At 69.5% G+C, this 26,731-nt stretch carries 22 protein-coding genes and 1 pseudogene; 13 read left to right on the forward strand and 10 right to left on the reverse strand.

What is annotated here, in order from left to right:
- The first annotated feature begins 248 nt into the window (after window positions 1–248).
- Window positions 249–2,231 (forward strand): acyl CoA:acetate/3-ketoacid CoA transferase, encoded by a 1,983-nt coding sequence (locus ACXJKQ_RS04765; protein ID WP_457104617.1) that lies wholly within the window; start codon window positions 249–251, stop codon window positions 2,229–2,231.
- Window positions 2,232–2,286: 55 nt separating this feature from the next.
- Here ACXJKQ_RS04765 and ACXJKQ_RS04770 read toward each other — a convergent pair whose 3' ends face one another.
- Window positions 2,287–3,696 carry a class I SAM-dependent methyltransferase gene (locus ACXJKQ_RS04770; RefSeq protein WP_457104618.1) on the reverse strand — a complete coding sequence of 470 codons (1,410 nt, stop codon included), beginning with the start codon at window positions 3,694–3,696 and terminating at the stop codon, window positions 2,287–2,289.
- 562 nt (window positions 3,697–4,258) lie between these two features.
- Here ACXJKQ_RS04770 and mdcB point away from each other — a divergent pair.
- Window positions 4,259–5,101: a triphosphoribosyl-dephospho-CoA synthase MdcB gene (gene mdcB, locus ACXJKQ_RS04775; RefSeq protein WP_457104704.1), complete on the forward strand. Its 843-nt coding sequence runs from the start codon at window positions 4,259–4,261 to the stop codon at window positions 5,099–5,101.
- Between the two features lie 89 nt (window positions 5,102–5,190).
- A complete protein-coding gene (locus ACXJKQ_RS04780; protein ID WP_457104619.1) occupies window positions 5,191–5,925 on the forward strand; it encodes a DUF3750 domain-containing protein in 735 nt (244 codons plus the stop codon).
- Between the two features lie 195 nt (window positions 5,926–6,120).
- Here the strand turns inward: ACXJKQ_RS04780 and ACXJKQ_RS04785 are convergent, their stop codons facing one another.
- A complete protein-coding gene (locus ACXJKQ_RS04785) occupies window positions 6,121–7,227 on the reverse strand; it encodes a tlde1 domain-containing protein (RefSeq protein WP_457104620.1) in 1,107 nt (368 codons plus the stop codon).
- Between ACXJKQ_RS04785 and ACXJKQ_RS04790 the strand changes: the two genes are divergently transcribed.
- The gene (locus tag ACXJKQ_RS04790; protein WP_457104621.1) at window positions 7,226–7,453 is read left to right on the forward strand and encodes a hypothetical protein; all 228 of its coding nucleotides are present in this window, start codon (window positions 7,226–7,228) and stop codon (window positions 7,451–7,453) included. The two genes, ACXJKQ_RS04785 and ACXJKQ_RS04790, sit on opposite strands and share 2 nt — an antisense overlap.
- A 4-nt stretch (window positions 7,454–7,457) precedes the next feature.
- On the opposite strand, the gene ACXJKQ_RS04795 is transcribed toward ACXJKQ_RS04790, so the two are convergent.
- Window positions 7,458–8,252, reverse strand: coding sequence for a lytic murein transglycosylase (locus ACXJKQ_RS04795; RefSeq protein WP_457104622.1), 795 nt, complete (start codon window positions 8,250–8,252; stop codon window positions 7,458–7,460).
- 709 nt (window positions 8,253–8,961) lie between these two features.
- On the opposite strand from ACXJKQ_RS04795, the gene ACXJKQ_RS04800 reads away from it, so the two are divergent.
- Both ACXJKQ_RS04800 and ACXJKQ_RS04805 read left to right on the forward strand, forming a co-directional pair.
- Complete coding sequence (locus ACXJKQ_RS04800; protein WP_457104623.1) at window positions 8,962–9,648, forward strand: class I SAM-dependent methyltransferase; 687 nt, start codon at window positions 8,962–8,964, stop codon at window positions 9,646–9,648.
- Window positions 9,649–9,699: 51 nt separating this feature from the next.
- A complete protein-coding gene (locus tag ACXJKQ_RS04805; RefSeq protein WP_457104624.1) occupies window positions 9,700–10,311 on the forward strand; it encodes a hypothetical protein in 612 nt (203 codons plus the stop codon).
- A gap of 38 nt (window positions 10,312–10,349) precedes the next feature.
- On the opposite strand, the gene ACXJKQ_RS04810 is transcribed toward ACXJKQ_RS04805, so the two are convergent.
- Window positions 10,350–12,038 (reverse strand): aminotransferase class III-fold pyridoxal phosphate-dependent enzyme, encoded by a 1,689-nt coding sequence (locus ACXJKQ_RS04810; RefSeq protein WP_457104625.1) that lies wholly within the window; start codon window positions 12,036–12,038, stop codon window positions 10,350–10,352.
- 32 nt (window positions 12,039–12,070) lie between these two features.
- On the opposite strand from ACXJKQ_RS04810, the gene asd reads away from it, so the two are divergent.
- From asd to ACXJKQ_RS04825, 3 genes are all read left to right on the forward strand, one after another.
- Entirely contained in the window at window positions 12,071–12,982 is a 912-nt protein-coding gene (asd, locus tag ACXJKQ_RS04815) for an archaetidylserine decarboxylase (RefSeq protein ID WP_457104626.1), read from the forward strand.
- 364 nt (window positions 12,983–13,346) lie between these two features.
- Window positions 13,347–16,001, forward strand: coding sequence for a magnesium-translocating P-type ATPase (gene mgtA / locus ACXJKQ_RS04820; RefSeq protein ID WP_457104627.1), 2,655 nt, complete (start codon window positions 13,347–13,349; stop codon window positions 15,999–16,001).
- 20 nt (window positions 16,002–16,021) lie between these two features.
- The gene (locus ACXJKQ_RS04825) at window positions 16,022–17,599 is read left to right on the forward strand and encodes a bifunctional aminoglycoside phosphotransferase/ATP-binding protein (RefSeq protein WP_457104628.1); all 1,578 of its coding nucleotides are present in this window, start codon (window positions 16,022–16,024) and stop codon (window positions 17,597–17,599) included.
- A 5-nt stretch (window positions 17,600–17,604) separates the two neighbouring features.
- On the opposite strand, the gene ACXJKQ_RS04830 is transcribed toward ACXJKQ_RS04825, so the two are convergent.
- Window positions 17,605–19,002 (reverse strand): bifunctional enoyl-CoA hydratase/phosphate acetyltransferase, encoded by a 1,398-nt coding sequence (locus ACXJKQ_RS04830; RefSeq protein ID WP_457104629.1) that lies wholly within the window; start codon window positions 19,000–19,002, stop codon window positions 17,605–17,607.
- A 12-nt stretch (window positions 19,003–19,014) separates the two neighbouring features.
- A complete protein-coding gene (locus ACXJKQ_RS04835; RefSeq protein ID WP_457104630.1) occupies window positions 19,015–20,871 on the reverse strand; it encodes a PHA/PHB synthase family protein in 1,857 nt (618 codons plus the stop codon).
- Between the two features lie 278 nt (window positions 20,872–21,149).
- On the opposite strand from ACXJKQ_RS04835, the gene ACXJKQ_RS04840 reads away from it, so the two are divergent.
- The 4 genes and pseudogenes from ACXJKQ_RS04840 (at window position 21,150) to ACXJKQ_RS04855 (ending at window position 22,751) form a co-directional block, all read left to right on the forward strand.
- Complete coding sequence (locus tag ACXJKQ_RS04840; RefSeq protein WP_457104631.1) at window positions 21,150–21,962, forward strand: universal stress protein; 813 nt, start codon at window positions 21,150–21,152, stop codon at window positions 21,960–21,962.
- Complete coding sequence (locus tag ACXJKQ_RS04845; protein ID WP_457104632.1) at window positions 21,962–22,288, forward strand: c-type cytochrome; 327 nt, start codon at window positions 21,962–21,964, stop codon at window positions 22,286–22,288. Before ACXJKQ_RS04840 ends, ACXJKQ_RS04845 begins: the two co-directional genes overlap by 1 nt.
- 65 nt (window positions 22,289–22,353) lie before the next feature.
- Window positions 22,354–22,500, forward strand: a pseudogene (locus ACXJKQ_RS04850) (BLUF domain-containing protein); the annotation flags it as partial.
- A 65-nt stretch (window positions 22,501–22,565) separates the two neighbouring features.
- The gene (locus ACXJKQ_RS04855) at window positions 22,566–22,751 is read left to right on the forward strand and encodes a hypothetical protein (protein ID WP_457104707.1); all 186 of its coding nucleotides are present in this window, start codon (window positions 22,566–22,568) and stop codon (window positions 22,749–22,751) included.
- A 278-nt stretch (window positions 22,752–23,029) separates the two neighbouring features.
- On the opposite strand, the gene ACXJKQ_RS04860 is transcribed toward ACXJKQ_RS04855, so the two are convergent.
- The 4 genes from ACXJKQ_RS04860 to ACXJKQ_RS04875 all read right to left on the reverse strand — a co-directional run bounded on the left by ACXJKQ_RS04860 (window position 23,030) and on the right by ACXJKQ_RS04875 (window position 26,729).
- The gene (locus tag ACXJKQ_RS04860; protein ID WP_457104633.1) at window positions 23,030–23,890 is read right to left on the reverse strand and encodes a universal stress protein; all 861 of its coding nucleotides are present in this window, start codon (window positions 23,888–23,890) and stop codon (window positions 23,030–23,032) included.
- Between the two features lie 206 nt (window positions 23,891–24,096).
- Complete coding sequence (locus ACXJKQ_RS04865) at window positions 24,097–24,618, reverse strand: hypothetical protein (RefSeq protein ID WP_457104634.1); 522 nt, start codon at window positions 24,616–24,618, stop codon at window positions 24,097–24,099.
- Between the two features lie 204 nt (window positions 24,619–24,822).
- On the reverse strand, window positions 24,823–25,218 hold the full coding sequence (locus ACXJKQ_RS04870; RefSeq protein WP_457104635.1) for a response regulator transcription factor: 396 nt from the start codon (window positions 25,216–25,218) through the stop codon (window positions 24,823–24,825).
- A 470-nt stretch (window positions 25,219–25,688) separates the two neighbouring features.
- Window positions 25,689–26,729, reverse strand: coding sequence for an ABC transporter ATP-binding protein (locus ACXJKQ_RS04875; RefSeq protein WP_457104636.1), 1,041 nt, complete (start codon window positions 26,727–26,729; stop codon window positions 25,689–25,691).
- Between the last annotated feature and the right edge of the window lie 2 nt (window positions 26,730–26,731).

The following is a 26,731-nucleotide window of genomic DNA, read 5'->3' on the forward strand; positions in this document are numbered from 1 at the left end:
TTCTGATCGTGGACCGAAGAGTTTTTCAGCAGCGCGGTCCTACTTTTTCAGAGTATTGTCAGCAGCCGGCATCAGCCTCGTGCAATGCCGCAAATATTGATGCGGTGCAATATCGATTGTATGCAAAACTCAGCTGATCCCAGGGGCCGACATGTCCCGGCATCGACGGGGCGGCGCATGGCAAAGTCGGAGGCGGCGGGCGTGAAGGCCGGCCGCACGTCCCAATGCCGGGGAGGATCACAGGCTCCATGAGGAAGAACAAGGTCATCTCGGCGGAGGAGGCGATCGCGCTGATCCGTGAGAACGACGTGGTGACCACCACGGGGTTCGTCCAGAGCTGCATCCCGGAGGCCCTGCACGCCGCCCTCGAGAAGCGGTACGTCGAGACCGGATCGCCGCGTGGACTGACCCTGATCATGACGGCTGGCGCCGGGGACAGCAAAGGGCTCGGGACAGGCCGTCTGCATCACGACGGCCTGCTCACGCGGGTCATCGCCGCCAATTTCGGCCGTATGCCGAAGGTCGCCAAGGCGGCACAGGACAACCTGATCCGCGGATACAACCTTCCGCAGGGCGTCATTTCGCAGCTCTACCGGGCCTGCGCCGCCGGCCAGCCCGGGCTGTTCTCGAAGGTTGGCCTGAAGACCTACGTCGATCCGCGCCACGGCGGCGCGAAGGTCAACGAACTGACCACGGAGGACATCGTCAAGCTCGTCGAGGTCGATGGCGAGGAATGGCTCTTCTACACCGCCACCAAGATCGACGTGGCCTTCATCCGCGCCACCTCGGCCGATCCCTCGGGGAACCTCTCCTACGAGAAGGAGGCGCTGACCCTGGACTGTCTCGCGCAGGCCATGGCGGCCCGCAACAACGGCGGCATCGTCATCGCCCAGGTCGAGCGCATCGTCGATGACGGCTATCTCTTGCCGAAGGACGTGCGCGTGCCCGGCATCCTGGTGGACTGTGTCGTGGTCGCCGAGCCCGAGATGCACCGCATGAATTACGGCGTGATGCACGATGCGGCGCTTGCAGGGGAGATCCGGGTGCCGGTGACCGGCATCAAGCGGATGGCCCTCAACGAGCGCAAGATCATCGCCCGCCGCGCCGCCTTCGAGTTGCCGCCGAACGGCGTCGTCAATCTCGGCGTCGGCGCGCCGGAGGGCATCTCGTCTGTCGCCAACGAGGAGAAGATCACCCCCTACATCACCCTCACCACCGAGGCCGGGGCGGTCGGCGGCGTGCTGGCGTCCGGCTCGAGCTTCGGCGCTGCGACCAACGCCGATTGCATCATCGACCAGAACCAGATGTTCGACTTCTACGACGGCGGCGGTCTCGACATGACCTGCCTCGGCATGGCGGAATGCGATGCCGCCGGCAACGTCAACACCTCGAAGTTCGGCGGCAAGCTGAACGGCTGCGGCGGCTTCATCAACATTTCGCAGAATGCCCGCACGGTGGTGTTCGCCGGGACCTTCACGGCCGGCGGCCTCGAGATCGCGGTCAACGACGGTCAGATGCGGATCGTCACCGAGGGCAGAGCCCGCAAGTTCGTCGGCGCGGTGCAGCAGAACACCTTTTCAGGTCCCTACGCCGTCGAGCGCTCGCAGCCGGTCCTCTACGTCACCGAGCGCTGCGTGTTCCAGCTGACCGCGGACGGCCTGGAACTCATCGAGGTTGCGCCGGGGATCGACATCGAGCGCGACATCCTCGCCCACATGGATTTCGCGCCCGTCGTGCGCAATCCGGTGCCGATGGATTCCCGCATCTTCCGCGAAGAGCCGATGGAGCTGATCTCGGATCTGCTCAACCTCGATCTCAAGTCGCGCGTGAGCTACGATGGAGAGCGAAACATCCTCTTCATCAACCTCGAAGGCTGGTACTGCCGGGTGAAGGGCGACATGGACGAGCTGCGCATGACCATCGTCGAGGCGTGCCGGAAGGCGGGTCAGCGGGTCAATGCCGTGATCAACCACGACGGCTTCCGGCTCAACGAGAACTTGGTCGACGATTACGCCGGCATGGTCCAGTACGTGCAGGCGAATTACTACGCGACCACGACTCGCTACGCGACCAGCGCGTTCCTGCGCCTGAAGATGGAGGAAGCGCTCAACAGGCGCGGTGTGGCGCCGCACGTCTTCGAGCGGAAGGAGGAGGCGCAGGCCTTCGTCAGCAGCACCGAGGACAGGAAGGCGCGCAAGCGCATCTCGCCGGCGGTCGCCTCGGCGGCCTGAAGACGGGGCTCTTGCGGCGCCGCCAACCCGGGCGTGGTACGGGGTGCTGGCCGCCTCAGCAGTCAGGCAAGCCGAGGATCCGGCGCGACTCCTCGGCCAGGATCGCGTGACGGACCGATTCCGGGCCGCCATTCGGCGTGTCTTCGGCGGCCTGCGTGACGAGCGTCCTGAACCGTTTCCGATCCAGTCCGCGGCCGCGCAGGCTTTGGAGGGCGGCGTCCAGCACCGCCTTGACGGCGTGGGCGCGCTGGCGCTCGCGCTCGAGTTCGTCGGCAAGCTGTCGATCCCCGAGTTGGTCCGCGTCTCGTAATCCCTTCGAGAGAGGCTTTGCCACGGCGGAGAAACCCGCCTCCTCCGAGTGCACGCTTGGCTCTTTGCCCTCTGTGAGCACCTTCGTTCCCTCTTCCAGCAGGATCTGATGCTGGACCGCTGCCGAGGGGTGCGCCGGGACATTCCGGCTCGCCGCTCCGATCAGGCTCTTGAATCTGTCGCGATCCAAGCCGAAGCGGCCGATGCTCGATCGGAGGGCGCGAAGGACGGCGCGGAGGGCGTCGGTCCGATAGGCCGCCTCCAGGATCTGGTCCCGCAATCCGGCCGCCGAGGCCAATTGGAGAAACGCATCGTCCGGCAATTGCCGCTTTTGATCCGCCAGCTCGACGATCACCCGATGCATGAGGGTCGACCGCCGGCTGCGGGTCTGGTCCGGCGGAAGGCGCCGGGCTCCCTTGCGGAGCCAGACGAAGAATTCCGTCGCTTCCATTTCGAGGGAATCTTCGACGCGCAGGTCGAGATAGCCGAGCTGTGACAGCTCGAGGATCATGAGAGAGAAGCTCGACGGCACGAACACCCAGGCATGCGCATCGACGTAATCGGGCGCCTGCGCGGCAGCACGCCATTGCGCCTCGTCGGTGAGCGGGTTCACCGGAATCGCCGGGCGCCTGTCGGCACCCGACCAAGCTCCGGCGGATCCATCCTTGAGCGCCATGTTCAGGCCGTAGTCGATCTGCGTGCGAAGCGAGTGACGGTCCCGCTTCTCCAGGAAGGCCGCGATGGCGTCGGCCGTACCGGTAAGGCTGCGGAAGACGTCGAAACATTTGCGCTTGTCGGGCACCGCCAGGATCACGACGCCGTCCGGTCGCAACAGGGTTTCGGCGGCACGCAGGAACGAGACGATGTCGGGCGTGTGCTCGATGACGTGGCTGGCAATGAACGCATCGAAACTGCCGTGCCGGTCCACCGGAACGGCATCGGCGATCGACCCGCCCGTCCAGACGCAATCGACCGCCTCGATCCGGTCGATCGTCTGGTCATGGTACTTCCTGATCAGCTCTTCGCGGGGGACGTGATCGATGACGAAGGTCTTCCAGCCGTCACGCTTGGGTGCAAGCGGACTGAAGCTCGGGCCGATCTCGACGATACGGGCGTCCTTGGACAGCGACCGGAGAAGTTGCTGCGCTCGGTTCATTCCATCTCGACTCCATGCACGTGCTTCGCGAATGCGATCACTGTCGGAACGAAGTGAAGTATTTAAAACTTTCAGTCGTCAAATTTGTAAATAAAAGCCGATCAATAATAAGTTCAAGCGGCGTCCGCCGGGCCGCCTGATCTGCGATTGCGCGAATGCCCGATCGTTCCCGAAGACGTTCGGATCCCGAAGCCAGGGTCCGCCTATTTCATGCACGAGTACGCGCCGTCGTTTGCGGCCGCAGCAATCGGCCTCCCCACGCGTCGGGATATCCGGGCGTGTTCAATCAAACTCAAATATGGTCTCCCTGAGGTGTCCGAGCATCGATAGGCCGATCGAAGTCGCGGCGCGCCCAACGATGCGCCATGGCGCCTGCCGCTGACGCCCCTCATCCCCGTTCGCGACGCCCCAGCCTGCCCCCGCCCACGCGGCACTGCTCCGGCACCTGTGGATCCGCAGCCGCCGTCCAGTATACGTCGGCCCCTCGACGCTGTCCCGGCATCGCCGGCCAAACCCAAGGCGAGGCCCCATCCTGCGCGACGATCCGATTTCCACTGCGTCGATTGCCGGGTCGGGCGGCGCCGAGACCTCCTGGGCCGAGCGTGTTGCGGATCTCGCCCACGCGGCGCTCATCGACGAACTGGAAACCTGGCCCAAGCCCGGTCTCGTCAGTCCGGTCGATTCTGGCAGTCACGATGACATGGACGCGGAGTCGCTCCGCCGCAGCGCGGCGGCGATCCGGCCGTTCTTCGCCGACCTGGTCGCGGCCGGCGGCCGGCGAGCGGAGATGGCGGAACTCCGCGCCATCGGAGTTCGGGCCGAGGCCGCGATGATGCGGGCGACCGACGGCGTGAACGCGCATCGCGGCGCCATCTTCTCCCTCGGCCTGATCTGCGCGGCTGCCGGCGTCCCCGGTGCTGGATGTGCCACCGCCGAGGCGCAGGCCGAACGCGTCGGCCAACTCTGGGGCGCGGCCATTGCCCAATCCCCGGCCTCGCCGGTGAGCCATGGCGGTCGCGCGGCGCGCCGGTTCGGTGTCGGGGGGGCCAGCGCCGAAGCGGCGGCCGGCTTCCCGACGATCCGCACGGTCGGACTGCCGGCGCTGCGGTATGGCCGCGCCTGTCTGCCTGAGGATCCCGAGGCGGCACGCGTGCATTGCTTCTTCGCTCTCCTGGCGGTCGTCGACGATACCAACCTCCTCCACCGCGGCGGGGCGCAAGGTCTCATCGGCGCGCGGGGGGAAGCGGCGTCGTTTCTCGAGTCCGGTGGGATCGCCGGGCCGGGCTGGCGGGACCGCGCGGCCGCGATCCATCACGCCTTCGTGGCCGCGCGCCTCAGTCCGGGCGGATGTGCCGATCTCCTCGCCGCAACGCTGCTTCTCGACGCGCTCGCCGTCGCGAGTTGAGGCCTGGGGGCCGGTCGGTTCGGCCGCATTCTCCTCGGCATACCGCATGCTTACATCCGGACCGTCTCCCCTCCGGATCTGGCCCACCCGTGACCCTGTTCAGGATCGCTGTCGTCGCGTTCGCCGTGCTGTTCCTTGTGCCGGTGGCGATTTCCGCTCTGCTCTACGCGACGCGCGCGCGCGGCGACTGGCGTCTCGCGGACCGCTCCAGCGTCGGTCTGCTGCCGCCGGCGGATGCCCATCCCGGGGCCGTGATGCGCGTCTTCTCGGCGCGGACCGTGAGTTGGCGCGGCATCGTGGCCACGCATAGCTGGATCGTCATCAAGGATCGCGACGCGCGCGCCTACAACCGGTTCGACTACACCGCTTGGGGCCAGCCGATCTGGGTCGACCGCTTCGTCCCGGACGGGCGGTGGTTCGGTAATGCGCCGACGATCGTGTTCGCGGCGGACGGGCCGGAGGCGGAAGCCATGCTCCCGCGGATCCGAGAGGCTGTGGCCGGGTACCGCTATGGTCGACCGGGCGACTATGTCGTCTGGCCCGGTCCGAACTCCAACACCTTCGTGGCCGCTGTCATGGCGGCGGTTCCGGAGATCCGGGCCAGCCTCCCGACGACAGCGATCGGCAAGGATTTTCCCTACGATGGCCGCTGGGTCGGCCGGACACCCTCGCGCACCGGCATCCGGTTCAATCTCGGTGGCTACGCCGGGCTCACGCTCGGCTGGGTCGAGGGCATCGAGCTGAACCTTCTCGGTGGCGTCGCGGGGATCGATCTGCGTCGACCGGCGATCAAGCTCCCGGCGCTCGGCCGCGTCGGACTCTGAGCGTCCCGGCGTGACCGGCAGCGCGCGATGCCAGTCACTTTGGCATCATGTGCAGGCCAGGGCACGAGGTCGTGGACAGGCTCCTTCGCCGTCGCGATGCTGCTGTTCAGCCCGGTGCTGCCAGTCAAGACCGGCTTCAGAACGGCCCGATCGATCTGCGACGTGCTGCTGCCTGTCGTCGCAAGCGGGACGGCGTCAGCCGCCGTTGCGGGCCATCCGGGTGGTCACGGTGCCGGCGGCAAGGCTCGGCAACGGGTCCTGGGTACCGCTCACGACCACGAGGCGCTGGACTTCGCCGCGGAGGTAGGCCTGAAGGAACCGGTCGTAGTCGCGGAACGATACGCAGCCGTTCGAATCACCCCGCGGACCCAGCATGTAGGTGTGCGCCAGTAGGCCGACGCGGCCGTAGACCGCCTCGTTGCCGCCGACCGGCGTGAGCCGGATCGCCCGGACGCCGTGGAACGGCTGCTCACGCTCGGTGAGGTCATAGGTGCCGGGCGGCGTCGGCCCGCGCATCCGCACGTTGACGAGGCGGGGATCGTCCAGGCCTTCGCCGAGGCCGGAATGCGCCTCCAGGCGCTCGCCGTTCGGCAGCGTCACGCTCTTGGCGGCGATGTTGTAGACGGCGATCCCGGCCGTGGCACTCGGCTCCCGGGCCGGCGCGAGCGGCGGTGAGATGCGCCGCTGCGGCGCCACGTCGGCGGGTCTGCTCTCCAGCGCCGTGTAGGCCAGGGCCGGCGCGTGCTCGATGCCGAAGAGCTTTTCCAGGAACGAGCGCTCGTCAGGCTTCGGCAGGGTCTGGGCCGCAGGCGGCACCTCGCGCCGCGCCATGCGCCGCTCCGACCGACGGCCAAGGCCGGCGCCAGCGGAGTTCCGGAATTCGGGCGGGCGCGGCATGGGCAGCGGGACGACCATCGGGACCCGCGGCGGCTCGGCGATCTGCGCGCCGGGCTCGGAATTGGTTTCCGGGGCGGCTTCGGGCGTGAGGGCGGGCGGTTCGATCTGGTTCCAGGCCCACCGCGACAGGGATCCACCGATCACCTCGGGCGCGGGTTCGCGATCCGGGATCCCGGTGGCGCTGGCCTCGGTGGCGGGCGCCTCGGCCGGCACCTCCGCGATCGGCGCCGGGGCCGGCATGTCCGGCCGGGCGATCACGGTCCCGGGGGACGGGATGCGATGCAGGGTGACAGCGCCGACGGCGGCCAGCCCGATGGCGCCGCTCATCACGATGAAGGGCGCCACCCAGGCGCGCCGCGCAGTGCGGATGTTGAGGCCGTCCGGCGATACGGATTCGACAGCCATGCGGATGCCCATGCTCCTCGTCTCGGAACGGGGCACGCCGACCGCCGGCCTCCGGATCATCAGGAGGAATCGCGACGGGCGGACCGGCCTCGCTCAAACGGAAACAGCGGGGTCGGGCCGGCTTTTCTGGGGCGATGCGATGGTCGATCTTGGACCGATCGAGACCATTTTTGGGCGGATCGCCATCGATCGATTGCAGTCTTCGTCGGCCAATCGATGCCGATGAGCGACTAATCGTTGTCGATCTGGCGTCCGAGCAGCGCGATTGCCTTCTCGTAAACCGGGGCGGCATTCCAGCCCTGGATCGCCGCGAAGTTAGGCTCGCCGGGCTGGTAGCCCGCGCCGGCGCGCCAGCCATGAGCCTTCAGGAAGTTGGCCGTGGACGACAGGGCGGCCCCGACGTTGTTGAGATCGCCGGTGCCGTAGGCGAGCACGTTCTTCGGCAGGAACTGCGTGTGGCCGACCTCGCCATGCGCCGCGCCACGGGTGTTCGCGGTCAGCAGACCGCGGTCGACGAGGGTCAGGGCCGCGTATAGCTGATCCGTGAAGTATTCGGAGCGGCGGCAATCGTAGGCGAGCGTGGCCACCGCGGACAGCGTGTTGACGTTGCCGCGCACGGCGCCGAACCCGGTCTCCATGCCCCAGATCGCCAGGAGCGGACCCGGCGGCACGCCGTAGCGCTGCTCGATCGACTCGAACAGGGCCGCGTTCTGCCGCTTCAAAGCGCGTCCCCGCGAGACGATGGTCGGGCCGCCGCGCTTGGCAAGGAACTGGTCCAGCGACAGCTTGAAGCTGTGCTGCCCCCGGTCCGCCGAGATGGTGGCGGTGGAGTAGGCGGTGGTCTGCAGCGCCGCGAGGCTGGTCGCACTGGCCCGGCCGCGCGCCTCCTCGGCGAACTGACGCTTCCACGCCTCGAAACCGCCTGCCGTGTTCCCGCATTGCGCGGCCTGCGCCTGCCCGGCGCTGAGGGCGATTCCGGCGATGGCCGCCACCGCGAAGGTCTGACGCAGCAAATTCTCGATCACGCGAAATACTCCTCCGGCGCGTCCTCGCGCCCTGTCCCGCTGGGGATACCGGGTCACAACTCGTCGATATCAGGGCGAGAAGATGTCGAAGCAGCGACCTTCAGGCTTCTCGCCCTCACAACATCGCGCATTCGCGGATCCACGACGAGACCGCAAGGGCATCGGGATGCGGGCATCGTGAACGGGGCATGATCGACCGGGTGCATGGCGCCGGCTGCGTGGTGTGGCAGCAAAGCAAAACCTGCACCCCTGATCGCGCGTCTCACCATCTTCCCAGAAGTTCTGCGCTGCAAATTGATGATTTGCCAACGAAACGAATACATCGATCGGGATGCAATGGACTTGTCACAACCTTGTCAAACGATCGACATAGCTTTGCCGGCGGAAAGATTTGTCCGGAGAGGCGGCGTGGGGTCGATGATGGTCCAGGCGGCTTGGTGCGCCCCGAGATCCCGCCTCTCGCACGCCCGCCTGTTTTGATCGGCCCGCGGCGCCCCACGATGCCAGCGATCGCACCGGCCGTCCCCCGGCCATCGCGGGTGGCGCGGGCAGGCCGGTCCCTGGAGACGGCCTCGGCCGGGCCGGGCCGCGACGGCCTCCCCTTCTCGCGGGACCCGGCCTGATCCGGGACGCCCGACCGAGACCCGCAGCCGGCGGCAGGAAGAATCCGCCGGCCTTCCGACCTTGCCGACAACGAGACAGGACACCCATGGCCATCGGAATGCACGACACCGGTCCGTCGCGCGCGGGCGCTCTCAGCGCCGATCTCGACCGCGACGGCGTCGCCAGGGCCTACGGCCGCTGGGCGCCGGTCTACGACCTCGTCTTCGGGCCGGTCTTTGCGCAGGGCCGGACCCTGGCGGCCGCGGCAGCGGAACGGATCGGCGGTCGGATCCTGGAGGTCGGCGTCGGCACCGGACTGTCCCTTCCGGCGTATCGACGCGCCCACAGCGTCGTCGGGATCGACATCTCGGCACCCATGCTGGAGAAGGCGCGCCAGCGCGTGGCGCGGATGCGCCTGCCCAACGTCGAGCGCCTCGCCGTCATGGATGCCGAGCACCTCGACTTCGCCGACGCCTCCTTCGACGTGGTCGTTGCCCAATACGTCGTCACGGCGGTCCCCAATCCAGAGACGGCCCTCGACGAATTTGCTCGCGTGCTGCGCCCCGGCGGCGAGATCGTCATCACGACGCGGATCGGTGCCGAGGCGGGCCTGCGTCGCACCGTGGAGCACGCCCTCGCGCCGGTGACGAGCCGCCTCGGCTGGCGGACAGAATTCGCCTGGAATCGCTATGCCGCCTGGGCCGCGGGGGCTCCCGTGGAGATCGTCGAGCGCCGGGCGCTGCCGCCCCTCGGCCACTTCTCCCTCCTGCGCCTGCGCAAGCGCGACGCCTGAGCGCGGATCACCGTCGACCAGCCCACAACCTTTCGATCGGGGAAGCACACCATGGCGAGCTTTCTGGAGGCGCTGCGCTTACAGCGCTGGGACGACCACCGGTACTATCACCACAACCGCGTCAATCAGAGTTTGCATGTTGTCAGCGCCATCAGCTTCCTGGTGGCCTACGCGCTGGCGTTCAAGGACCCGGCCACGGCGGCCCTGATCGGCTGGCTCGTGGCGATGACCTCCCGTCAGGCGGGCCACCTGTTCTTCGAGCCCAAGGGCTACGACCACGTCAACGACGCCACGCACGAGCACAAGGAAGAGATCAAGGTCGGCTACAACCTCCAGAGGAAGGTCGTGCTCCTGGCGATCTGGGCGCTGTCACCCCTGCCGCTCTACTTCGACCCGAGCCTGTTCGGGTTGATCTCGCCCCATCAGACGACCGCGGACCTGATCCGCAATGTCGGCTGGATCTGGCTGTGGCTGGCGCTCGCGGGCCTGCTGTTCCGGATGATCCAACTTTTCTTGCAGCGTGACCTGCAGACCGGCCTCGTCTGGGTCACCAAGATCCTCACGGATCCGTTCCACGACATCAAGCTCTACCACAGGGCGCCCCTGGCCCTCCTGCACGGCGAGCTGGTCGAGGAGCAGGAGCCGCACGAGCGGGGCGCCTGAGACCCGGGCCACGCGTGCCGGGCCGCCCTCCGCCCGGCTCAGCCCTGCTCAGGCGCGTGCAGGCCCAGGCGCGCGCCGAGCTTTCCGAGCCGGATGGCGGCGACCTCCCGCAGGATAGACCGGCGGATCGCCCTGTCGCTCGGCGCCCCTGCCTCCCACCAGCCGTCCGCCTGCATCGCCCGCGCCGCCGCCACGAAGCGTGCCGCTACGGCCTCGAAGGCCGCGTCGTCGTAGGCGAGGTTGAAGATCAGGCGTCCGGTCCCGACCCACGACAGAGCCAGCCCCTCCGCGCGCAGGTAGAATTGCAGCATCCAGTTGTAGCGCGACGGCTTGGTGTACAGGACCGTCCAGACCGTCGACATGGCGGCGACCCGCACCGGCAGGCCGGCCTCCGCCAGGAGAACGTTCAGGCGCCGCGCGCGTCCGTCCCAGGTCGCGTCGAGGCCGGCGTAGAGGGCGGTGACCGCTGGGCTGTCGAGCCGGTCCAGGAACGCGGCCATCGCGCCCATCACGTAGGGGTGGGCGTTGAAGGTCCCGCGGGCGAAGCAGATGTCGACCGGGCGGTCCTCGCGATAACGCCGCATCAGGTCGGCGCGTCCGCACAGGACGCCGACGGGCAGGCCGCCGCCGAGCGTTTTGCCGTAGGTGACCATGTCGGCGCGCAGGCCGAAATACGCCTGCGCCCCGCCCCGGGCGAGGCGGAAGCCGAGGAACACCTCGTCCAGGATCAGCACGATGCCGCGGGCGCTGCACACCGCCCGCAACGCCTGCAGCCAGCGGGTGTAGGCCGCACGGTCGAAGCTCGCCCTGCGGCCACTGTCGACCAGGGCGGAATCGGCCGGCGCCCCGGCATTGGGGTGCATCGCCTGAAGTGGGTTGACCAGCACGCAGGCGACGTCCCGGCGGTTCGCCAGGACCCTCAGGGTCCGTTCGGACATGTCGGCGAGGGTCAGCGTGTCGCGGGTGGGCACGGGATTGCCGATGCCGGGCTGAACCTCGCCCCACCAGCCGTGATAGGCGCCGCAGAGCCGGACGATCCGGCGGCGGCCGGTGTGGTAGCGGGCCAGCCGCACCGCCTGCATGACCGCCTCGGTGCCGGACATGTGGAACGAGACCTCGTCGAGGCCCGAGATCGCCCTGAGCCGGGTGACGTTGCCGGTGACGACCGGGTGCAGTGGCCCGAGCACCGGGCCGAGGGCCGAGACCCGCGCGCTCCCTTCCTCCAGGCAGGCGCGGTAGAAATCCACGCCGAACAGGTTCACCCCGTAGGAGCCGGCGAGGTCGTAGAAGACGTTGCCATCGAGATCCGTGATCGTCACGCCCTCTGCGGAGGCCGCGAAGGCGCCGGTGCCCAGATGCGCACGCACGTGCCGGGCGTACTGGAACGGCACCCGGTAGAGCCCGGTGAACTGGAGGTCCGAGAGCCCGTCGCGAACCGCCTCGGTCTCGGCCCGGGTCCGCGGGAAGCGCGTCCGGAACAGATCGGACAAGCGCGCGAATCCCGCCTCCCGCCGGAGGGCCACCGCCTCGTCCGGACCATCGGCGCGGAAGAACGCGTGCTCGGAATAGGCGTAGTGCGGGATCAGCCCGGCGACACGCCGCGCCATTCGGGCGTGGCCGGTCAGCGAGCGGTGTTTCGCCCGCGACAGTTGCAGGCGCTCCGCGGCCAGCGGCAGGGCGAGCGCTGCGGCGGCGGTGGCGGACAGGGTGATGAGGAGCGCGGACATCGTCCCGCGCCCTATCGGAGGCGGTTTGCGGCATGATGACGGTGTCCCGATCCCGGCTGCGGACTGTTCTGGCGCGGGTCGGCGCTCAGGAGAATCTCAACTTCCTGCTGACGAACCGACTGCCGCGCCGCCTCGCCACCCGGTTCATGGGCAGGTTCAGCCGGATCGAGCAGCCGCTGGTGCGCGACCTCTCGATCGCGACATGGCGGCTGTTCTGCGACGTCGACCTCCGCGACGCGCAGGTGACTCGCTTCCCCAGCCTGCACGCCGCCTTCGTCCGTGCCCTGTGCCCCGGCGCTCGGCCGATCGCGAGCGATCCCGCACTCCTCACGAGCCCCAGCGACGCCATCCTGGGCGCCCATGGCCGGATCGAGGCCGGGCGCCTGTTCCAGATCAAGGGCCTGTCCTACCGGCTCGGCGATCTCCTGGGCGGGGACGAGGAACTGGCGCATGATCACGAGGGAGGCTGCTACGCTACCCTGCGGCTGACCGCCGGGATGTATCACCGCTTCCACGCGCCCCATGACCTGCAGGTCGAATCGGTCCGGCACATCTGGGGCGACACCTGGAACGTGAACCCGATCGCGCTCAAGCGCGTAGAGGCGCTGTTCTGCCGCAACGAGCGCGCGGTCCTTCGGCTGCGTCTGGCGGCGGGCCACCATGCGGTCACCCTGGTGCCAGTGGCCGCGATCCTGGTGGCGGGCCTGCGTCTCGGCTTCCTGCCCGAGGGGGGTGCCCTGCGCGCGACCGGCGGCCGGACGCTGCCCTGCCGGGCGCGCCTCGCCAAGGGCGACGAGATGGGCTGGTTCGAGCATGGCTCGACCATCCTGGTTCTGGCGCCGGCGGGTTTCGCGCTCTGCCCGTCTCTCCACGAGGGCGCGCGCCTGCGCGTCGGCGAGCCCCTGATGCGCCTGCCCGATCCGTCCGGCTCGCCGATATTCTGACGGCGCGTGTCCCGGGCGGCTGCAACGCGGCCGGGAATACGATGACGCCGGCGCCTCTTTCCTCGGGCTTGCATCGAGAGGCCGCCGGTGATCGCCGCACCCCCCGTCGAACCGGAGTCCGAGCCTTCCAGCGTACCGTCCTGCGACGGCCCTCGGATGCGCGCCAAGCCCTGGGCCGAAATCCGGGTCCGGCTTTGACCCGGCCGATCTGAAGGGGGGCCGACGCCCTTGAGGTGGATCAAGGTGCCGGGGCTCGTCGCCGCACCAGAATGAACGGGGCGGCGAGGGCCGAACGGGTCGCGCTGGACCTTCGATGTCCTCGATCCCGCTGGCACCTGCCCGAGACCGACGACCGAGGCTCCCGATGATTGTCGCCCCCGCCGGCTCAGAGCCTGCCAAGTCGCCGGTGCCGCGCCACGGTTGGCGACCCGGTACGGGCCGGCGACGCGATCAGCCCCTCGTACCCAGGGCCGCGGATTTCTGGACCCGGACCCCGGCCGCCCTCGCATCGACGCTCGCCTGTGACCTCGGCGGCCTGTCATCCGACGAGGCCGCCCGCCGCCTCGCGCGCTACGGGACCAATGCCGACGCTCCGGCCGCCCTCGACAGCAGCCTGCGCGCCATCCTCCGGCGCCTTCTCGAGCCCCTTGCGCTGATCCTTCTGGTGGCGGCCTTGGTTTCAGGCCTATCCGGCGACTGGATCGGCGGCGCGATCATCGCGGTCATCCTGGCGCTGTCGATCGGGCTCGACACCGTACAGGAGGGGCACGCCCTCAAGGCCGCGGACGCCCTGCGCCGCTCGGTAGCCCTCAAGGCGGAGGTACGCCGGGACGGCGCCTTCACGACGATCCCGGTCGAAGGCGTGGTGCCGGGCGATCTCGTCCGGGTCCGGGCCGGCGACATCGTCCCAGCGGACGCCCTGATCGTCGAGAGCAACGCCTTCACGGCGGCGGAGGCGGCGCTCACCGGCGAGCCGTATCCCGTCGAGAAGGCGCCCGGCCTCGTCACGGCCACCGACCCCGCGGAAGCCTCCAACGCGCTGTTCCGCGGCGCGGTGGCACAGACCGGGGAAGCCGTCGCACTGGTCGCCGCCACCGGCCGGGCCACGATGTTCGGCGCCGCCGCCGCATCCCTCGAGGAGACCCAGAATGCGTCGCCGTTTCAGCGGGATCTGCGTGAGTTCGGTCTGGTGGTCGCCCGTCTGACGATCGCCCTCGTCATCGCCGTGCTGGCGCTGCGGGTGGCCTTCGGCCGGCCCCTCCTCGATTCGCTGCTGTTCGCCGTCGCGCTGGCGGTGGGACTCACCCCCGAACTCCTGCCGATGATCACAACGGTGACGCTGGCGCGGGGGGCGATGCGCATGGCCCAGCGGAAGGTCATCGTGAAGCGGCTCGCCGCGATCCACGACCTTGGCGCGATGACGATCCTGTGCACCGACAAGACCGGCACCCTGACCGCTGCGGAAATCGCGCTCAGCCGCAGTCTCGATGGAGCCGGCCACGACGATCCGCGGGCAGCCCGGCTCGCAGCCATCGCGGCCGATCTCGGCGGAGACCGCGGCTCCCTCGACGCCGCCCTCATCCGCGCAGTCCCAGAGGCGGCCGCCGGCTGGCATCTCGCTGGCCGGCGCGCCTTCGATTTCGCCCGGCGCACCGGCACCGTTCTGGCGGATGGCCCCGAAGGGCCGCTCCTGATCGTGAAGGGAGCACCGGAGGCGGTACTGGCTCTGTGCACGCGCCGACGCGATGGCGAAGGGTGCGTGACCATGACGGAGGCGGCGCGCGCGGAGGCGCTCGACCGCGTCCGTGCACTCGCCTGCGACGGCATGCGCAGCATCGCGGTGGCTTCACGCGACGGCTCGGTCGGCGCTGCGGCCATGGAGGAGACCGATCTGGTCCTGGAGGGCTTCAGTGCCTTCGCGGATCCGCCCAAGGCGACCGCGGCCGCGGCGGTGGCCCGCCTCGCGGCGGCGGGCGTACGCGTGAAGATCCTGTCCGGCGACGATCCGATCGTGGTGCACCGCCTCGCGGGCCTCGTCGGACTCGCCGATCAGACGACGCTGTCCGGGTCCGAACTCGCGGCGCTGAGTGACGAGGCCCTGGCCGTGCGCGTGCGCGCGGTCGACGCGTTCGGACGCCTCACGCCCGATCAGAAGGTGCGGGTGGTCCGCGCCCTGAAGGCCGACGGCGCGGTCGTGGGCTTCCTGGGCGACGGCATCAACGACGCCCCGGCCCTGCGGCAGGCCGATATCGGCCTGTCGGTGGAGGGCGCCACCGGCGTCGCGCAGGCGGCGGCCGACATGATCCTGCTGGCTCCCGATCTGGAAGTCGTGGCCGACGGCGTCGCGGAGGGGCGACGGACCTTCGCCAACATCCTGAAATACGTCCGCATGGGCGCGAGTTCGAACTTCGGCAACATGCTGTCCATGGCCGCCGCCTCGGTGGCCCTGCCGTTCCTGCCGATGCTCCCGACGCAGATCCTGCTCAACAACCTGCTCTACGACCTGTCCGAGGTCGGTATCCCCTTCGACGGGGTCAGGCCCGAGGCCACTGCCGAACCGCAGCTCTGGGACATGGGTCGCCTCGTCCGCTTCGCCTCGGTGATGGGACCATTGTCCTCCGTGTTCGATCTCCTGACTTTCGGATTGCTGCTGATTGTCTTCGGGGCCACGCCGGAGATTTTCCGTACGGCCTGGTTTCTCGAATCGATGGCAACGCAGATCCTCGTGATCTTCGTCATCCGCACGAGCAGTCGGCCTTGGCGCGATCGACCGGGCACCGCCCTCGCGGTCTCGTCGCTCGCCGCCCTCACGGTCGCCCTCGCGCTGCCGTTCACGCCGATGGGCGCCTGGTTCGGCTTCGTGCCGCCCCCTGCCCCGGTCCTCCTGGCGATCCTGGCGATCACGGTCACCTATCTGGCGCTGGCCGAACTGGTGAAGCCCTTCGTTCTCGGCACCCACGGCGCGTCCGGGCCGGGCTGGGTCCCGGTGCGGTGGCGGCACCGGTCCAGCCCGGCCTGATGTCGCAACGGACCGATCCGATGCCGCCCGAGGACCAGAACCCGATCGCGACGTTCCTGAGGCAGGCGCTGGCGGGTTCGGGGGCGGTCGAGACCATATCGACCCACATCTCCCACCTCTTCCTGGCGGGCGATCGCGTGTTCAAGTTGAAGCGCGCCGTTCGCTTCCCCTATCTCGATTTCACGAGTCCGGAGCGGCGCCTCGCCGCCTGTGCGGCGGAAGTGGCGCTCAACCGCCGCACCGCGCCCACGCTCTACGTCGGAGCACGCCGGATCACCCGCGAACCGGACGGGGCGCTGGTCTTCGACGGGTCCGGGGACCTCGTGGATGCCGTCGTCGAGATGCGCCGCTTCCCCGACGCGGACCTGCTCGACGCGATGGCGCAGGATGGGCGTCTCAGGCCGAGCCACATTGACGATCTCGCGCAGGCGCTGGCGGCCTTCCACGCCGAGGCGGAGATCTGCCGCCCATGCGGCGGGGCCGACGCCATGGCGGCCGTGATCGACATGAACGATTCCGCGCTGCGGGCGACCGGTCTGGTCCCGGCCGAGGCGGCGCAGGGTCTCGCGGCGCGGTTCAAGGCCATCCTGGCGCGCCATGCCCCGCTGCTCGATGTCCGCCGCGCCGCCGGAAAGGTCCGCCGCTGCCACGGCGATCTCACCCTACGCAACATCTGCCTGTTCGAGGGCAAGCCGATGCCGTTCGACGGTGTCGAGTTCAGCGACACCATCGCGACGACCGACGTCCTCTACGACCTCGCCTTCCTGCTGATGGATCTCTGGCACCGCGAACGCCCCGACCTCGCGAACCTGCTGCTCAACCGTTACCTCGACGCGGCGGACGAGACCGATGGGATCGGCCTGCTGCCGTTCCTGATGGCCATCCGTGCCGTGATCCGCGCCCATGTGACGGCAGCCCAGTCGGAGGGTGCGGGGGGAGCGGAGGCCGCGGAAGCGCGGGCCTATCTCGACCTCGCGACGGATCTGCTCGCGGACGCTTCCCCCACCCTGCTGGCCGTGGGTGGCTTCAGCGGGTCGGGCAAATCCAGCGTCGCTGCGGCGGCCGCGCCCTGGATCGGGCCGGCCCCGGGCGCCCGCGTCCTGTCGAGCGACCGCATCCGCAAGCGTCTGCACGGGGTCGGCGCCCTCACCCGTCTGCCTGACTCCGCCTACGGCCCCGCCACGTCGGACCGGGTCTACGCGACCTTGCGCCACGAGGCCGGCCGCATCCTGGCTGCGGGCCACGGCGCCGTGGCGGACGCGGTGTTCGATCGTCCCGAGGAACGGGCGCGGATCGAGGCCGTCGCCCGGGACCGCGGCGCACCGTTCTACGGCTTCTGGCTGGAGGCGCCCGCCGCGACCCTCGCGCATCGTCTCGCCGTGCGCGAAGGTGATCCCTCAGACGCGACGGTTGCGGTCCTGGCCGCGCAGATCAGGCGGGGTTGCGGTCCGCTCGCGTCATGGCGCCGCCTCGCGGCCGACCGGCCGCTGGCGGTCCTGCGTGCGGAGATCCTGTCCTTCTGCAGGCCCCTCTGCGTGACGGCGAAGCCGACCTCAGCGGTCAGGCCGACGCCGGTCCGCCAGGAACCGTTCGACTGACCGCCTCACGGCGTCCCAGTGCGGTGCGCGAAGAGTTGCGCGAGGGCGCAGGAGGCCAACCGCGCCGCCGTGCTGTCGGAGCGGCTCGTCAGGATGACCGAGACGCGCGCGCCGAGCAGGAGACCCGCGGCGTCGGCGCCCGCGAGATGAATCAGCTGCTTGGCGAGCATGTTGCCCGACACGAGGTCCGGCACCACAAGGATGTCGGCATCGCCCGCGACCGGCGATACGAGGGCCTTGGCGTCAGCGGCGGCGCGGGAGATGGCGGTGTCGAAGGCCAGCGGCCCGTCGACCAGGCCGCCCGCGATCTGCCCGCGCTCGGCCATCTTGCAGAGGGCCGCCGCGTCGAGGGTCGAGCCGAGTTTGGTCGAGACCGTCTCGACGGCGGAGAGGATCGCGACCTTGGGCTGCGCGATGCCGAGCGCCCGGACGAGGTCGACGGCGTTCTGCACGATGTCGCGCTTCTGCTCCAGGCTCGGCGCGATGTTGACGGCGGCATCCGTCAGGAACAGCGGCTTGGGGTAGGTCGGCACGTCGAGAGCGTAGACGTGGCTCATGCGCCGCTCGGTCCGCAGGCCTGTCGCCCGGGACATGGCGGCCGCCAGGATCTCGTCGGTGTGGAGCGCCCCCTTCATCAAGGCTGCCACTTGCCCCGCGCGGGCGAGGGAAACCGCCTTCTCCGCCGCGGCGTGGCTGTGGGGCGCCTCGACGATCTCGATGCCGTTCAGGTCGACACCCGCCGCCTGCGCCGCGGACTCGATCTTCGGCCGCGGCCCCACGAGAACCGGCACGATCAGCCCGGCCTCCCGCGCGGCGCGCAGACCTTCGAGGGAGGCCACATCGCAGGGATGGACGACGGCCGTCCGTGCCGGGGCGAAGCGGCGCGCCGCCTCGATCAGGCGAGCCCAGTGCAGGCCCCGCTCGTGCAGGTGGACCTCCGGCAGCAGGACGCGCGGCCGACGCACCTTCTCGATGGGCGCCAGCACCTCGGCTTCGCCGGTGATGACCGCTTCGCCCTGCCCGTTCAGGCAGACGCAATCGAGGCGGACCCGGTGATCGGAGGCATCCTTCTCGCGCACGGTGACGCGCGCCGTCACGGTGTCGCCGATCCGGACCGGGCGCAGGAACTTCAGGGATTGCCCGAGATAGACCGTCCCAGGTCCCGGCAACTCCGTGCCGAGCACGGCGGAGATCAGGGATCCGCCCCAGAAGCCGTGTGCGATTAACCCGTGGAAACGGTCCGTCGCGGCATAGTCCCGGTCGAGATGGGCGGGGTTCACGTCGCCAGATGCCAGGGCGAGCAGGCTGATGTCCTGTGCCCGCAGGGTGCGGGCGAGACTGGCGGTGTCGCCCACCGCGATCTCTGAGAAGGTGCGGTTCTCGATGAAGCGGAGCGGTTCCATCGGGCCGTCCCCTCAGGCCTCCAGCACGTAGGCGCCGGGGGCATCCCCGAGCACCCCGTAGCCCGAGGCCGGCGCGCCCATCGCCGGCGGCGAGACGAGTGGACCCGACCGCTCGGCCAGCCACGCGGCCCAGGCCGGCCACCAGGAGCCAATGGCCTGCGGCGTCTGCGCGATCCAGGTGTCGGGATCCCGGTAACGCTCGCTCGCCCCCGTGGTCCGGATCCGGTAACGGCCGTGCGGCCGGCCGGGCGGCGCGACGATCCCGGCATTGTGTCCGCCGCTGGCGAGGACGAAGGTCACGTCGGTATCGGCGAGGGGGTGGATCTTGAACACCGATCGCCAGGGTGCGACGTGGTCGCGCTCGGTACCCACCGCGAAGATCGGGGCGCGGATGTCGGTGACCGAGACCGGCCGTCCCGCCGCCTCGAAACGCCCCTCCGCGAGATCGTTGCCGAGGAACAGGTTCCGCAGATATTCGGCGTGCATGCGCGCCGGCAGGCGGGTCGCGTCAGCGTTCCAGGCCATCAGGTCGGTCATCGTCTGCCGCCGTCCCAGGAGATAATCGCGGACGAGCCGGGACCAGATCAGGTCGTTCGAACGCAGGAGCTGAAAGGCGCCGGCCATCTGCCGGGCATCGAGGGTGCCCTGACTCCGCATCAGACTTTCCAGGAAGCTGATCTGGCTCTCGCCGATGAACAGCGTCAGCTCTCCGGCTTCGGTGAAGTCGAGCTGCGCGGCGAAGAGGCTGAGCGAAGCGAGGCGGGCGTCGCCGTCCCGGCTCATCGCGGCGGCCGCGATGGCGAGCAGCGTGCCGCCCAGGCAATACCCGGCCGCGTGGATCGGGTGGCCGGGAACGATGGCCGAGACGGCATCGAGGGCCGCCATCACGCCGAGCCGGCGATAATCGTCGAAGGAGACGTCCCGGTCCTCCGGACCGGGGTTGCGCCAGGAGATCATGAAGACGGTGTGGCCCCGGGCCGTGAGGTACCGGACCAGGGAGTTTTCGGGCGACAGGTCGAGGATGTAGAATTTCATGATCCAGGCCGGCACGATCAGCACCGGTTCCGGCCTGACCGCAGCCACGCTCGGCGCATACTGGATCAGCTCGATCAGCCGGTTGCGGAACACGACCTTGCCGGGCGAGACCGCCACCGCGCTGCCGACCGGGAAGGCGTCGGCACCCACCGGCCGCAGAGCTTGGGCCATGCGCACCGCGTCCTCGGCGGCGTTGAGCAGGCCCGTCACGAGGTTTCCGCCGCCGGTCCGCAAGGTCTCGCCCAGCACGACCGGGTTGGTCCAGAACAGGTTCGCGGGCGAGGCGGCATCCAGAAACTGACGCGCCACGAAGGCGACGAGGTTCTCGTGGGCGCGCGAAACGCCGGGCACGCCGGTCGTGGCGTTGTGCCACCATTGCTGGGTCAGCAGGAACGACTGGCAGGCGAGGCTGAACGGCCAGACCTGCCAGGCCGGATCGTCGAAGCGGTGATCTTGGGGCAGCGGATCGATGCACGGCGCCGCGTGGCCCTGCAGCACGGCGCTCCGGGCCGCGAACTGCGCGAGCCGCATCTGCTTCCGCAGGAGCTTCATGACGAGCGTCGCCTGCTTGCCCGGCGAGAAGGCCGCGTGGATCGCCCAGTCGAACCATGCCTCGGCCAGGGCCGCGGGCGAAAGGCCGGCTGTCATCCGGGCGACGGAGGCATGCACGCTCTGATCGATCGCACGCCGGACCGGCGCGAGATCGTCCTCCTCCTCGGGGGGATCGGACCGGGTGGCCGGGCCGCGGACCTCTGCGGCCGGGAGCAACCGCAACCCGGGCCGCGGCGGCTCGACGGCAACCCCGGCCGGGTCTCTCACTTCCGCGTCCAGCATGCACGATCTCCGGCAACGCCGTGCAGGTTACGGTGCGCGCTTTCCCGTGCCGGTGATCCAGATCAAGGCACCGTCCGAAAGCGCGATCGCCGTGCGGAGCCATCAGCGGCCGCAACGGCATACGCGGGTCGCGCGCGGTAACACCGGTCGGATGCGGTCGGACCCGCGCCCCTGGGCGACCGGGAGCGCTCCGCCTCCGCGTTGCGCTGGATCAAGGCGACGGAGCCTCACCGGGACGAGCATCGCTCCAACGGTCTCGACGGATCCCGGAGGCGGCCTTGGACTACGCGAATATCCTCGTTTCCGCCGATCTCGGCGAAGCCGCTCCGGACCGGATCAGGCTCGCCGCCGGACTCGCGCGACGCTTCGAGGCGACCTTGACGGGTGCGGCCGCCCACGAGGTCCCGGCCCCCATCCTGGTCCGCGACGTCTACGACGCCATCGAGCGGGAGGGACGGAACAAGGAGCAGATCCAGGCCATCCTCGATCAGGTGCACGCGTCCTTCGAGCGCTGCGCCGGCACCGGGATCCGCACCGACTGGCATTCGTGCTTCGCCGATTCCGTGACGCATCTCGTCGAGATGGCGCGCGCCGCGGACCTCGTGGTCGTCAGCCGACAGGGACCGGGCGACGAGGATCCGGGACCCCTGGGCGTATCCCCCGGACCCGTCGTGATGGAGGCCGGCCGGCCCGTCCTCGTCGTACCGCCACGGACCGCACACCTCGCGGCCGCCCGCATCGTCGTCGCCTGGAAGGATGGTCCGGAGGCCCGGCGTGCAGTGTTGGCCGCGCTGCCCTTTCTGCGCAAGGCGGACCAGGTCTGGGTCGCGACGGTCGGCGCGCACGCGCAGCAGGAGGGTGCAGAGGACGTGGCCGGCCACCTCGCCCGGCATGGCGCCCATGCCACCGCGCATCTGCTCCATACGGCAGACGACGACGGATCGGAGATCCTGCGCTTTGCCCTTCTTCAGGACGCGGATCTGATCGTCATGGGGGCCTACGGCCATTCCCGCGTGCGCGAATGGCTGTTCGGCGGCGTCACGCGCGACATCTTCGACCGCACACCCATCGCAAGCCTCATGAGTCACTGATGTTCACCAGGAACATCCTCATCGGCACGACTGCCGCGCTGTGCGGGCTCGCCATGCCCGCCACAGCGCAGGATGCCTCTCCGGCGCGCGGCCGTGCCATCGCGCGCGCGGTCTGCGCACGCTGTCACGCCGTCCAAGCGCACGGCGCGAGCCCGATGCGCGCGGCGCCCCCCTTCCGCACCCTCGCCGCGCGCTTCCCCATCGACGACCTCGCCGATGTCCTGATCGAAGGCGTGGCGCGGCGCCACCCCGCGATGCCCGACTTCCGGCTCGCGCCGGGTGACGCTGCCAACCTCACGGCCTACCTGAAGGCGCTGCGGCCATGATCGGCGGTCAGGTCGCGGCCGCCGGTGTCGCCACGATAGGACGGGCGACCGCGCGGAGGTGGAACATGGACGGTTCGCTGCTCTACGTCAGCCGCCGGACGTGTTCCGATGACGACGTTCGCAACATCGTCGAGACGTCCCTGTCGTGGAACGCACGCCTTCACATCACGGGTGCGCTCGTCGCGTCGCGGAATCGTTTCGCGCAGATCCTCGAAGGATCCCGCGCCGGTGTGGACGAACCGATGGAGGGCATCCGCCGCGACCCGCGGGGATTGACATGTTGTCGTACGAGAACGTCGCGCAGCGCCGGTTTCCCGAGCGGACGCTGGCCTCTTCCGGCGCGTCCAACGACGTCGACGGTGTGGTCGGATCGTTGACCGATCGATCAGCTCCTCGACCGCATCCGGCCGATGTGCGCCGCCTGATCCGTGCCATCGCGGAAGTCGCGCGGGCGCGGCTCTGATCGGTTGTGGTCACGAGGCGCGGCGTCCCCCGCTCGGGCCTGTCGTTCCACGCAGGTGCGGCCGGCCGCCAAGGTGCGCAACCGCGTTGTGTTCAGCGGGTCCGCAAGGTCGGACCGGTTCGCGGTACGGCGCAGGGCCGGGCGCGCCGCCACGATCGGCCGCCCCCGCAGCTGGGGTAAACGACGTCCGCCGCTACGGCAGGCGGCCCCTGCGCGTCAGGCTGACGGTCGCGACCGTCCGGCAGGAGCTGAGTCCGGGCATCGTGAGCGTCTGTCGCTCAGTGGGACAGGAACAGCGGCACCGGGCTGCTCCGCAGGAGCGCGCGGGTGACGCCACCGAACAGGAACTCCCGCGCCCGTGAATGCCGGTAGGCCCCCATGACGATCAGGTCGGCCTGGAAGAGGCCGGCCTGGGCGCGCAGCCGGTCCGCGACGCCTCCCGAATCGGGCAGGTCGTTGACGGTCACGTTCACGCCGTGCCGCGCGAGGTGGGGAGCGAACTCGGCGCCCGGCACCGAGGCCTCGATCTCCGACTCGTCGCCCACGACTACGATTTCGACGGTTTCGGCCGCGCGCAGAATCGGCATGGCATCGTTGGCGGCGCGTGCGGCCTGGGCGCTGCCATCCCAGGCGACGATAACCTTCCGCGCCTCGAAAGGGCCATGTCCGGTCGGCACGGCGATGACCGGGCGGCCGCTCAGCAACAGCGCCTTCTCGATCATCTCGTGGTCGATGTCGAACGATTGCGGTCCGGCATCCAGGACGACCAGGTCGTGCAGGCGTGCCCGGAGGGCCAACCGGCTGACGAGGTCGGGGTAAGACAAGCTTCCCGCCTCCGTCGTGCAGATCACGCCCGCCTGTTTCGCGTCCCCGGCGGTGCGATCCGCGAGGCCGCGTGCCAACGCGTCGAGACGGTGGTCGATCCTCGCGAAACCCTCGTCGTCGAAGTCGCCGAGCCAAGCATCATCGCCCGTGAAGCGCCATGAAGCCGACTGGACCGTCAGGTGCGCGCCTGCGGCCTTGGCAAGCGTCAGGCCATAGCCGAGCGCGGACGACGGCTCCGTGTGCTCGCCTTCGATGGCGACGCCGACGAGGACATCGCGGATGGCCCCCAATGGCGATGGGGCTAGCTGGGACATGGGTCGTCTCCCGTCTGGACCGGTCCCATGGTCGTGGCCATCCGAGGGGACAGCCTTGATCCATCTCAAGGGAGGCCCCGGGCGACCGCCGGCGGCTGAGACGACGCGATCGCAGGGTGCGCTCGCGATCGCGTACCCCTGCGCGCGATCCAGCCAAGGCCTGGCCGGACGCGCAGAGCCTGGCGCTCAGATGATTCGAAGCGCGCTCACGAGAGGGCGCGGGTGGGAACGCGAGGCGCACCGCATCCGCTTGTCGTCGTCATGGCGCAGCGATCGACCATGCCGGTCAGCGTCGCGATGCCGGTGGCGAGGGCAACACCGGCCCAGTTCGAATCGAAGCGCGGCAGCCACACCCTGGCGGCAAGCCTGCGGCGGTGGAGGCCCGCATCCGGCATCCGGCCATTCGCGTCACCCCTCACGTCTGCGCGGGACCCGGCCGCCGTCTCGGTTGCCCGACGTAGCACGCGGCGGACGTGGCGGCGGATCGAGGACTCGCAATCGGGTTGGCCACCGTTTGGCGAGGGTGCGGAAGAGGGGTTCAGGACCGGCACCGGTATATCCTCTTCGTCATTGCGGGCTGCGGACGCTCCGATGGGCGTGGGTGAAAGTGCAGTGTCGCCGAGCCGGACCATGATGCAGCACCCTCTTGAAGGTGCTGCGTCCTGACCGAGCCTCGCGACCGCCTCGACCTTGGCGCCGCGTTGGCCCAGAACCTTGACGTGGATCAAACGCGGCGGTCGACGCTGGTCCGGTGTCGGCGCGAAAAGCGCAGGACCGCTCGCGACAGATCAAGGCGCGCGTGCGACGACCCGATCAGGCTGGATGTTCAGCCGGAATGGGGTAAGCGCACGCAGTCCCCTCAGCGTGCGCCTGGGGCCGCTCCGCGTGAGCCGCCGCGCCCACGAGTCCCGCGGCGGGCTGGCCGAGGACCGTCAGGCACCGTATTGCGGAACACGGGTTGTCCGACCGCCTTTGCAGGCGAGCATGCCCAGGACGACCTCCCACGCCAGAGGCTTCTCGACCAGCGGCACGCCGGCCGCGCGGGCGCGCGCACGGATGCCGGGGTCGGGATGACCGGTGATCAGAACGACGGGGACGCGGACATCGAGTTGGCGCAGCCGGCCGAGCACCTCAAGGCCATCCATCCCCGGCATGACGTGGTCGAGGAGCACGAAAGCCGGCTCCGGCCCGGGAAACGCCGCCAGCAGTTCTCGACCGCCCGAGAAGGTCTCGACGCAGTGCCCCTCGCTCTCGAGGAGAAAGCGGGTGGAGTGCAAGACGGCGTGGTCGTCGTCCACCACGTAAATGGTCGGCTCGCTCGGTGACATGATGCAGGCCTGGAAACGTTGGTTTGGATCCTCCGACCCTTGAACATCGCCAGGTATGCTCCGGGCCGCCTTGACCTATCTCAACCGACGCTCGCCCGTCGGGAAACCGTGATCGCGCGCGTGGCGCCGACGACGATGCGGGCCTCGACGGGGGTGGCGTGTACCGCCGCCGGGTTCCGGATGACGGCCGGACCGCGGACGCTCTGTTGCCAGCCGGCGAACGCGGTGGCCTGAGGCCGATCGGGGCAGCGGCGTCGCTTTTATCGTCTTCCGCTGGCCCGATGCTGGCGCCAGCGCGTGCCATCGGCCGGCGCACGATGGGCGCGTCTCGAAGTGGCCGGCAGAACCCGGCAAGACACGCATACGCTCGGGCGGTGATGTACGTTCATTCGACAGGGCCGGCGGCATCGGCAACCGTATGCAGGCGGCGACGCCTCAGCCCAAGACGTCTCGCAGTTCGGTCCGGTGCTTCACGATCCGAGCGCCGGATCGGCGACCTCCGCAACGGGACTTCGTCTCGGGTGTCTCCGGGACAGCGTGTCGAGGGCCTGCCGGAGCAGGGCATACTTGGCCTGGGTGACGCGTAGCTCACGGAACCAGTCAATCAGACCCTTCCACGGGTCGTTGAGCTGTTTCAGACCGGCGACGACGGCGACGACGGTGCCGAGTTCCGTCGCGCCCTTCACGACGAGGTAGCCGCCGACGCCGAGGGTCAGTCCGATGCCGAGGTGATGCATCAGGTTCATCAGGAAATTCATCGAGAACTTCAGCTGAAAGATGCCCATGTTGAGCTGGAACACCCGGTCGATGCGCGCGGCCTGAAGCCTGGACGGCTTGAGATGGTGGTTGCCGATGATGCCGCCGCTGATGCGGCGCAAGGCGCCGGTCCTGGTGACGACGCGCTGGTTGATGGCCCGCTGCATCAGCGGCACGAAGATCATCTGAGGCGTGAAGACGGCGAGCGCCAGGAGCGCCATCAGCGGGTTGAGGTACAGCATGTACGCGAAGGTCCCGGCGACGATGCCGCCCTGCAGCACCGGTTCCGACACGCTGATCCCGACGAACGCGCCGACCGGCTCCGCCTCCGCCAGGATGAGCGAGACTTCGACGCCTTCGACTTCGGCACGATGTTCCGGGGCGAGGTATCCGAAATCCCCGAGCAGCATCTTGCGGAGGCGGCGGACGGCGCTCTCGCTGACATAGCTGCGGTAGACGTTGAGCCCGAGCTTCAGGGCGCCCATCGCCAGGGCGGCAACGATATACAGCATCGCGAGCGCGGCGATGGACCGGACGCTCCCGCCAGGAAAGGCCGCGTTGACGATCCGCCGCTGCAACTCGAGGGGCGCAAGATCGGCGACGAAGAGCACCATCGCGATCAGCACCAAGGTGGGCTGATGGGATCGGCTCGCATCGGTGATGAACGCCGCGAGTGTCGGCGGCGTCGTAATCCGATCGGGCATCAGCCCGATGCTGGATGCACCGGGCGCCGGGATCGCGGACGCGGACGTCATGA

Source organism: Methylobacterium sp. P5_C11, from assembly GCF_054049775.1.

Bases quoted from the DNA above. Each gene is read 5' to 3' on its own strand.
- ACXJKQ_RS04765 (WP_457104617.1), top strand. From the start codon at position 249: ATGAGGAAGAACAAGGTCATCTCGGCGGAGGAGGCGATCGCGCTGATC.
- ACXJKQ_RS04770 (WP_457104618.1), bottom strand. From the start codon at position 3,696: ATGAACCGAGCGCAGCAACTTCTCCGGTCGCTGTCCAAGGACGCCCGT.
- ACXJKQ_RS04790 (WP_457104621.1), top strand. From the start codon at position 7,226: ATGCGGATGCCCATGCTCCTCGTCTCGGAACGGGGCACGCCGACCGCC.
- ACXJKQ_RS04785 (WP_457104620.1), bottom strand. From the start codon at position 7,227: ATGGCTGTCGAATCCGTATCGCCGGACGGCCTCAACATCCGCACTGCG.
- ACXJKQ_RS04800 (WP_457104623.1), top strand. From the start codon at position 8,962: ATGGCCATCGGAATGCACGACACCGGTCCGTCGCGCGCGGGCGCTCTC.
- ACXJKQ_RS04805 (WP_457104624.1), top strand. From the start codon at position 9,700: ATGGCGAGCTTTCTGGAGGCGCTGCGCTTACAGCGCTGGGACGACCAC.
- ACXJKQ_RS04810 (WP_457104625.1), bottom strand. From the start codon at position 12,038: ATGTCCGCGCTCCTCATCACCCTGTCCGCCACCGCCGCCGCAGCGCTC.
- asd (WP_457104626.1), top strand. From the start codon at position 12,071: ATGATGACGGTGTCCCGATCCCGGCTGCGGACTGTTCTGGCGCGGGTC.
- mgtA (WP_457104627.1), top strand. From the start codon at position 13,347: ATGATTGTCGCCCCCGCCGGCTCAGAGCCTGCCAAGTCGCCGGTGCCG.
- ACXJKQ_RS04825 (WP_457104628.1), top strand. From the start codon at position 16,022: ATGCCGCCCGAGGACCAGAACCCGATCGCGACGTTCCTGAGGCAGGCG.
- ACXJKQ_RS04830 (WP_457104629.1), bottom strand. From the start codon at position 19,002: ATGGAACCGCTCCGCTTCATCGAGAACCGCACCTTCTCAGAGATCGCG.
- ACXJKQ_RS04835 (WP_457104630.1), bottom strand. From the start codon at position 20,871: ATGCTGGACGCGGAAGTGAGAGACCCGGCCGGGGTTGCCGTCGAGCCG.
- ACXJKQ_RS04845 (WP_457104632.1), top strand. From the start codon at position 21,962: ATGTTCACCAGGAACATCCTCATCGGCACGACTGCCGCGCTGTGCGGG.
- ACXJKQ_RS04855 (WP_457104707.1), top strand. From the start codon at position 22,566: ATGTTGTCGTACGAGAACGTCGCGCAGCGCCGGTTTCCCGAGCGGACG.
- ACXJKQ_RS04860 (WP_457104633.1), bottom strand. From the start codon at position 23,890: ATGTCCCAGCTAGCCCCATCGCCATTGGGGGCCATCCGCGATGTCCTC.
- ACXJKQ_RS04870 (WP_457104635.1), bottom strand. From the start codon at position 25,218: ATGTCACCGAGCGAGCCGACCATTTACGTGGTGGACGACGACCACGCC.
- ACXJKQ_RS04875 (WP_457104636.1), bottom strand. From the start codon at position 26,729: ATGACGTCCGCGTCCGCGATCCCGGCGCCCGGTGCATCCAGCATCGGG.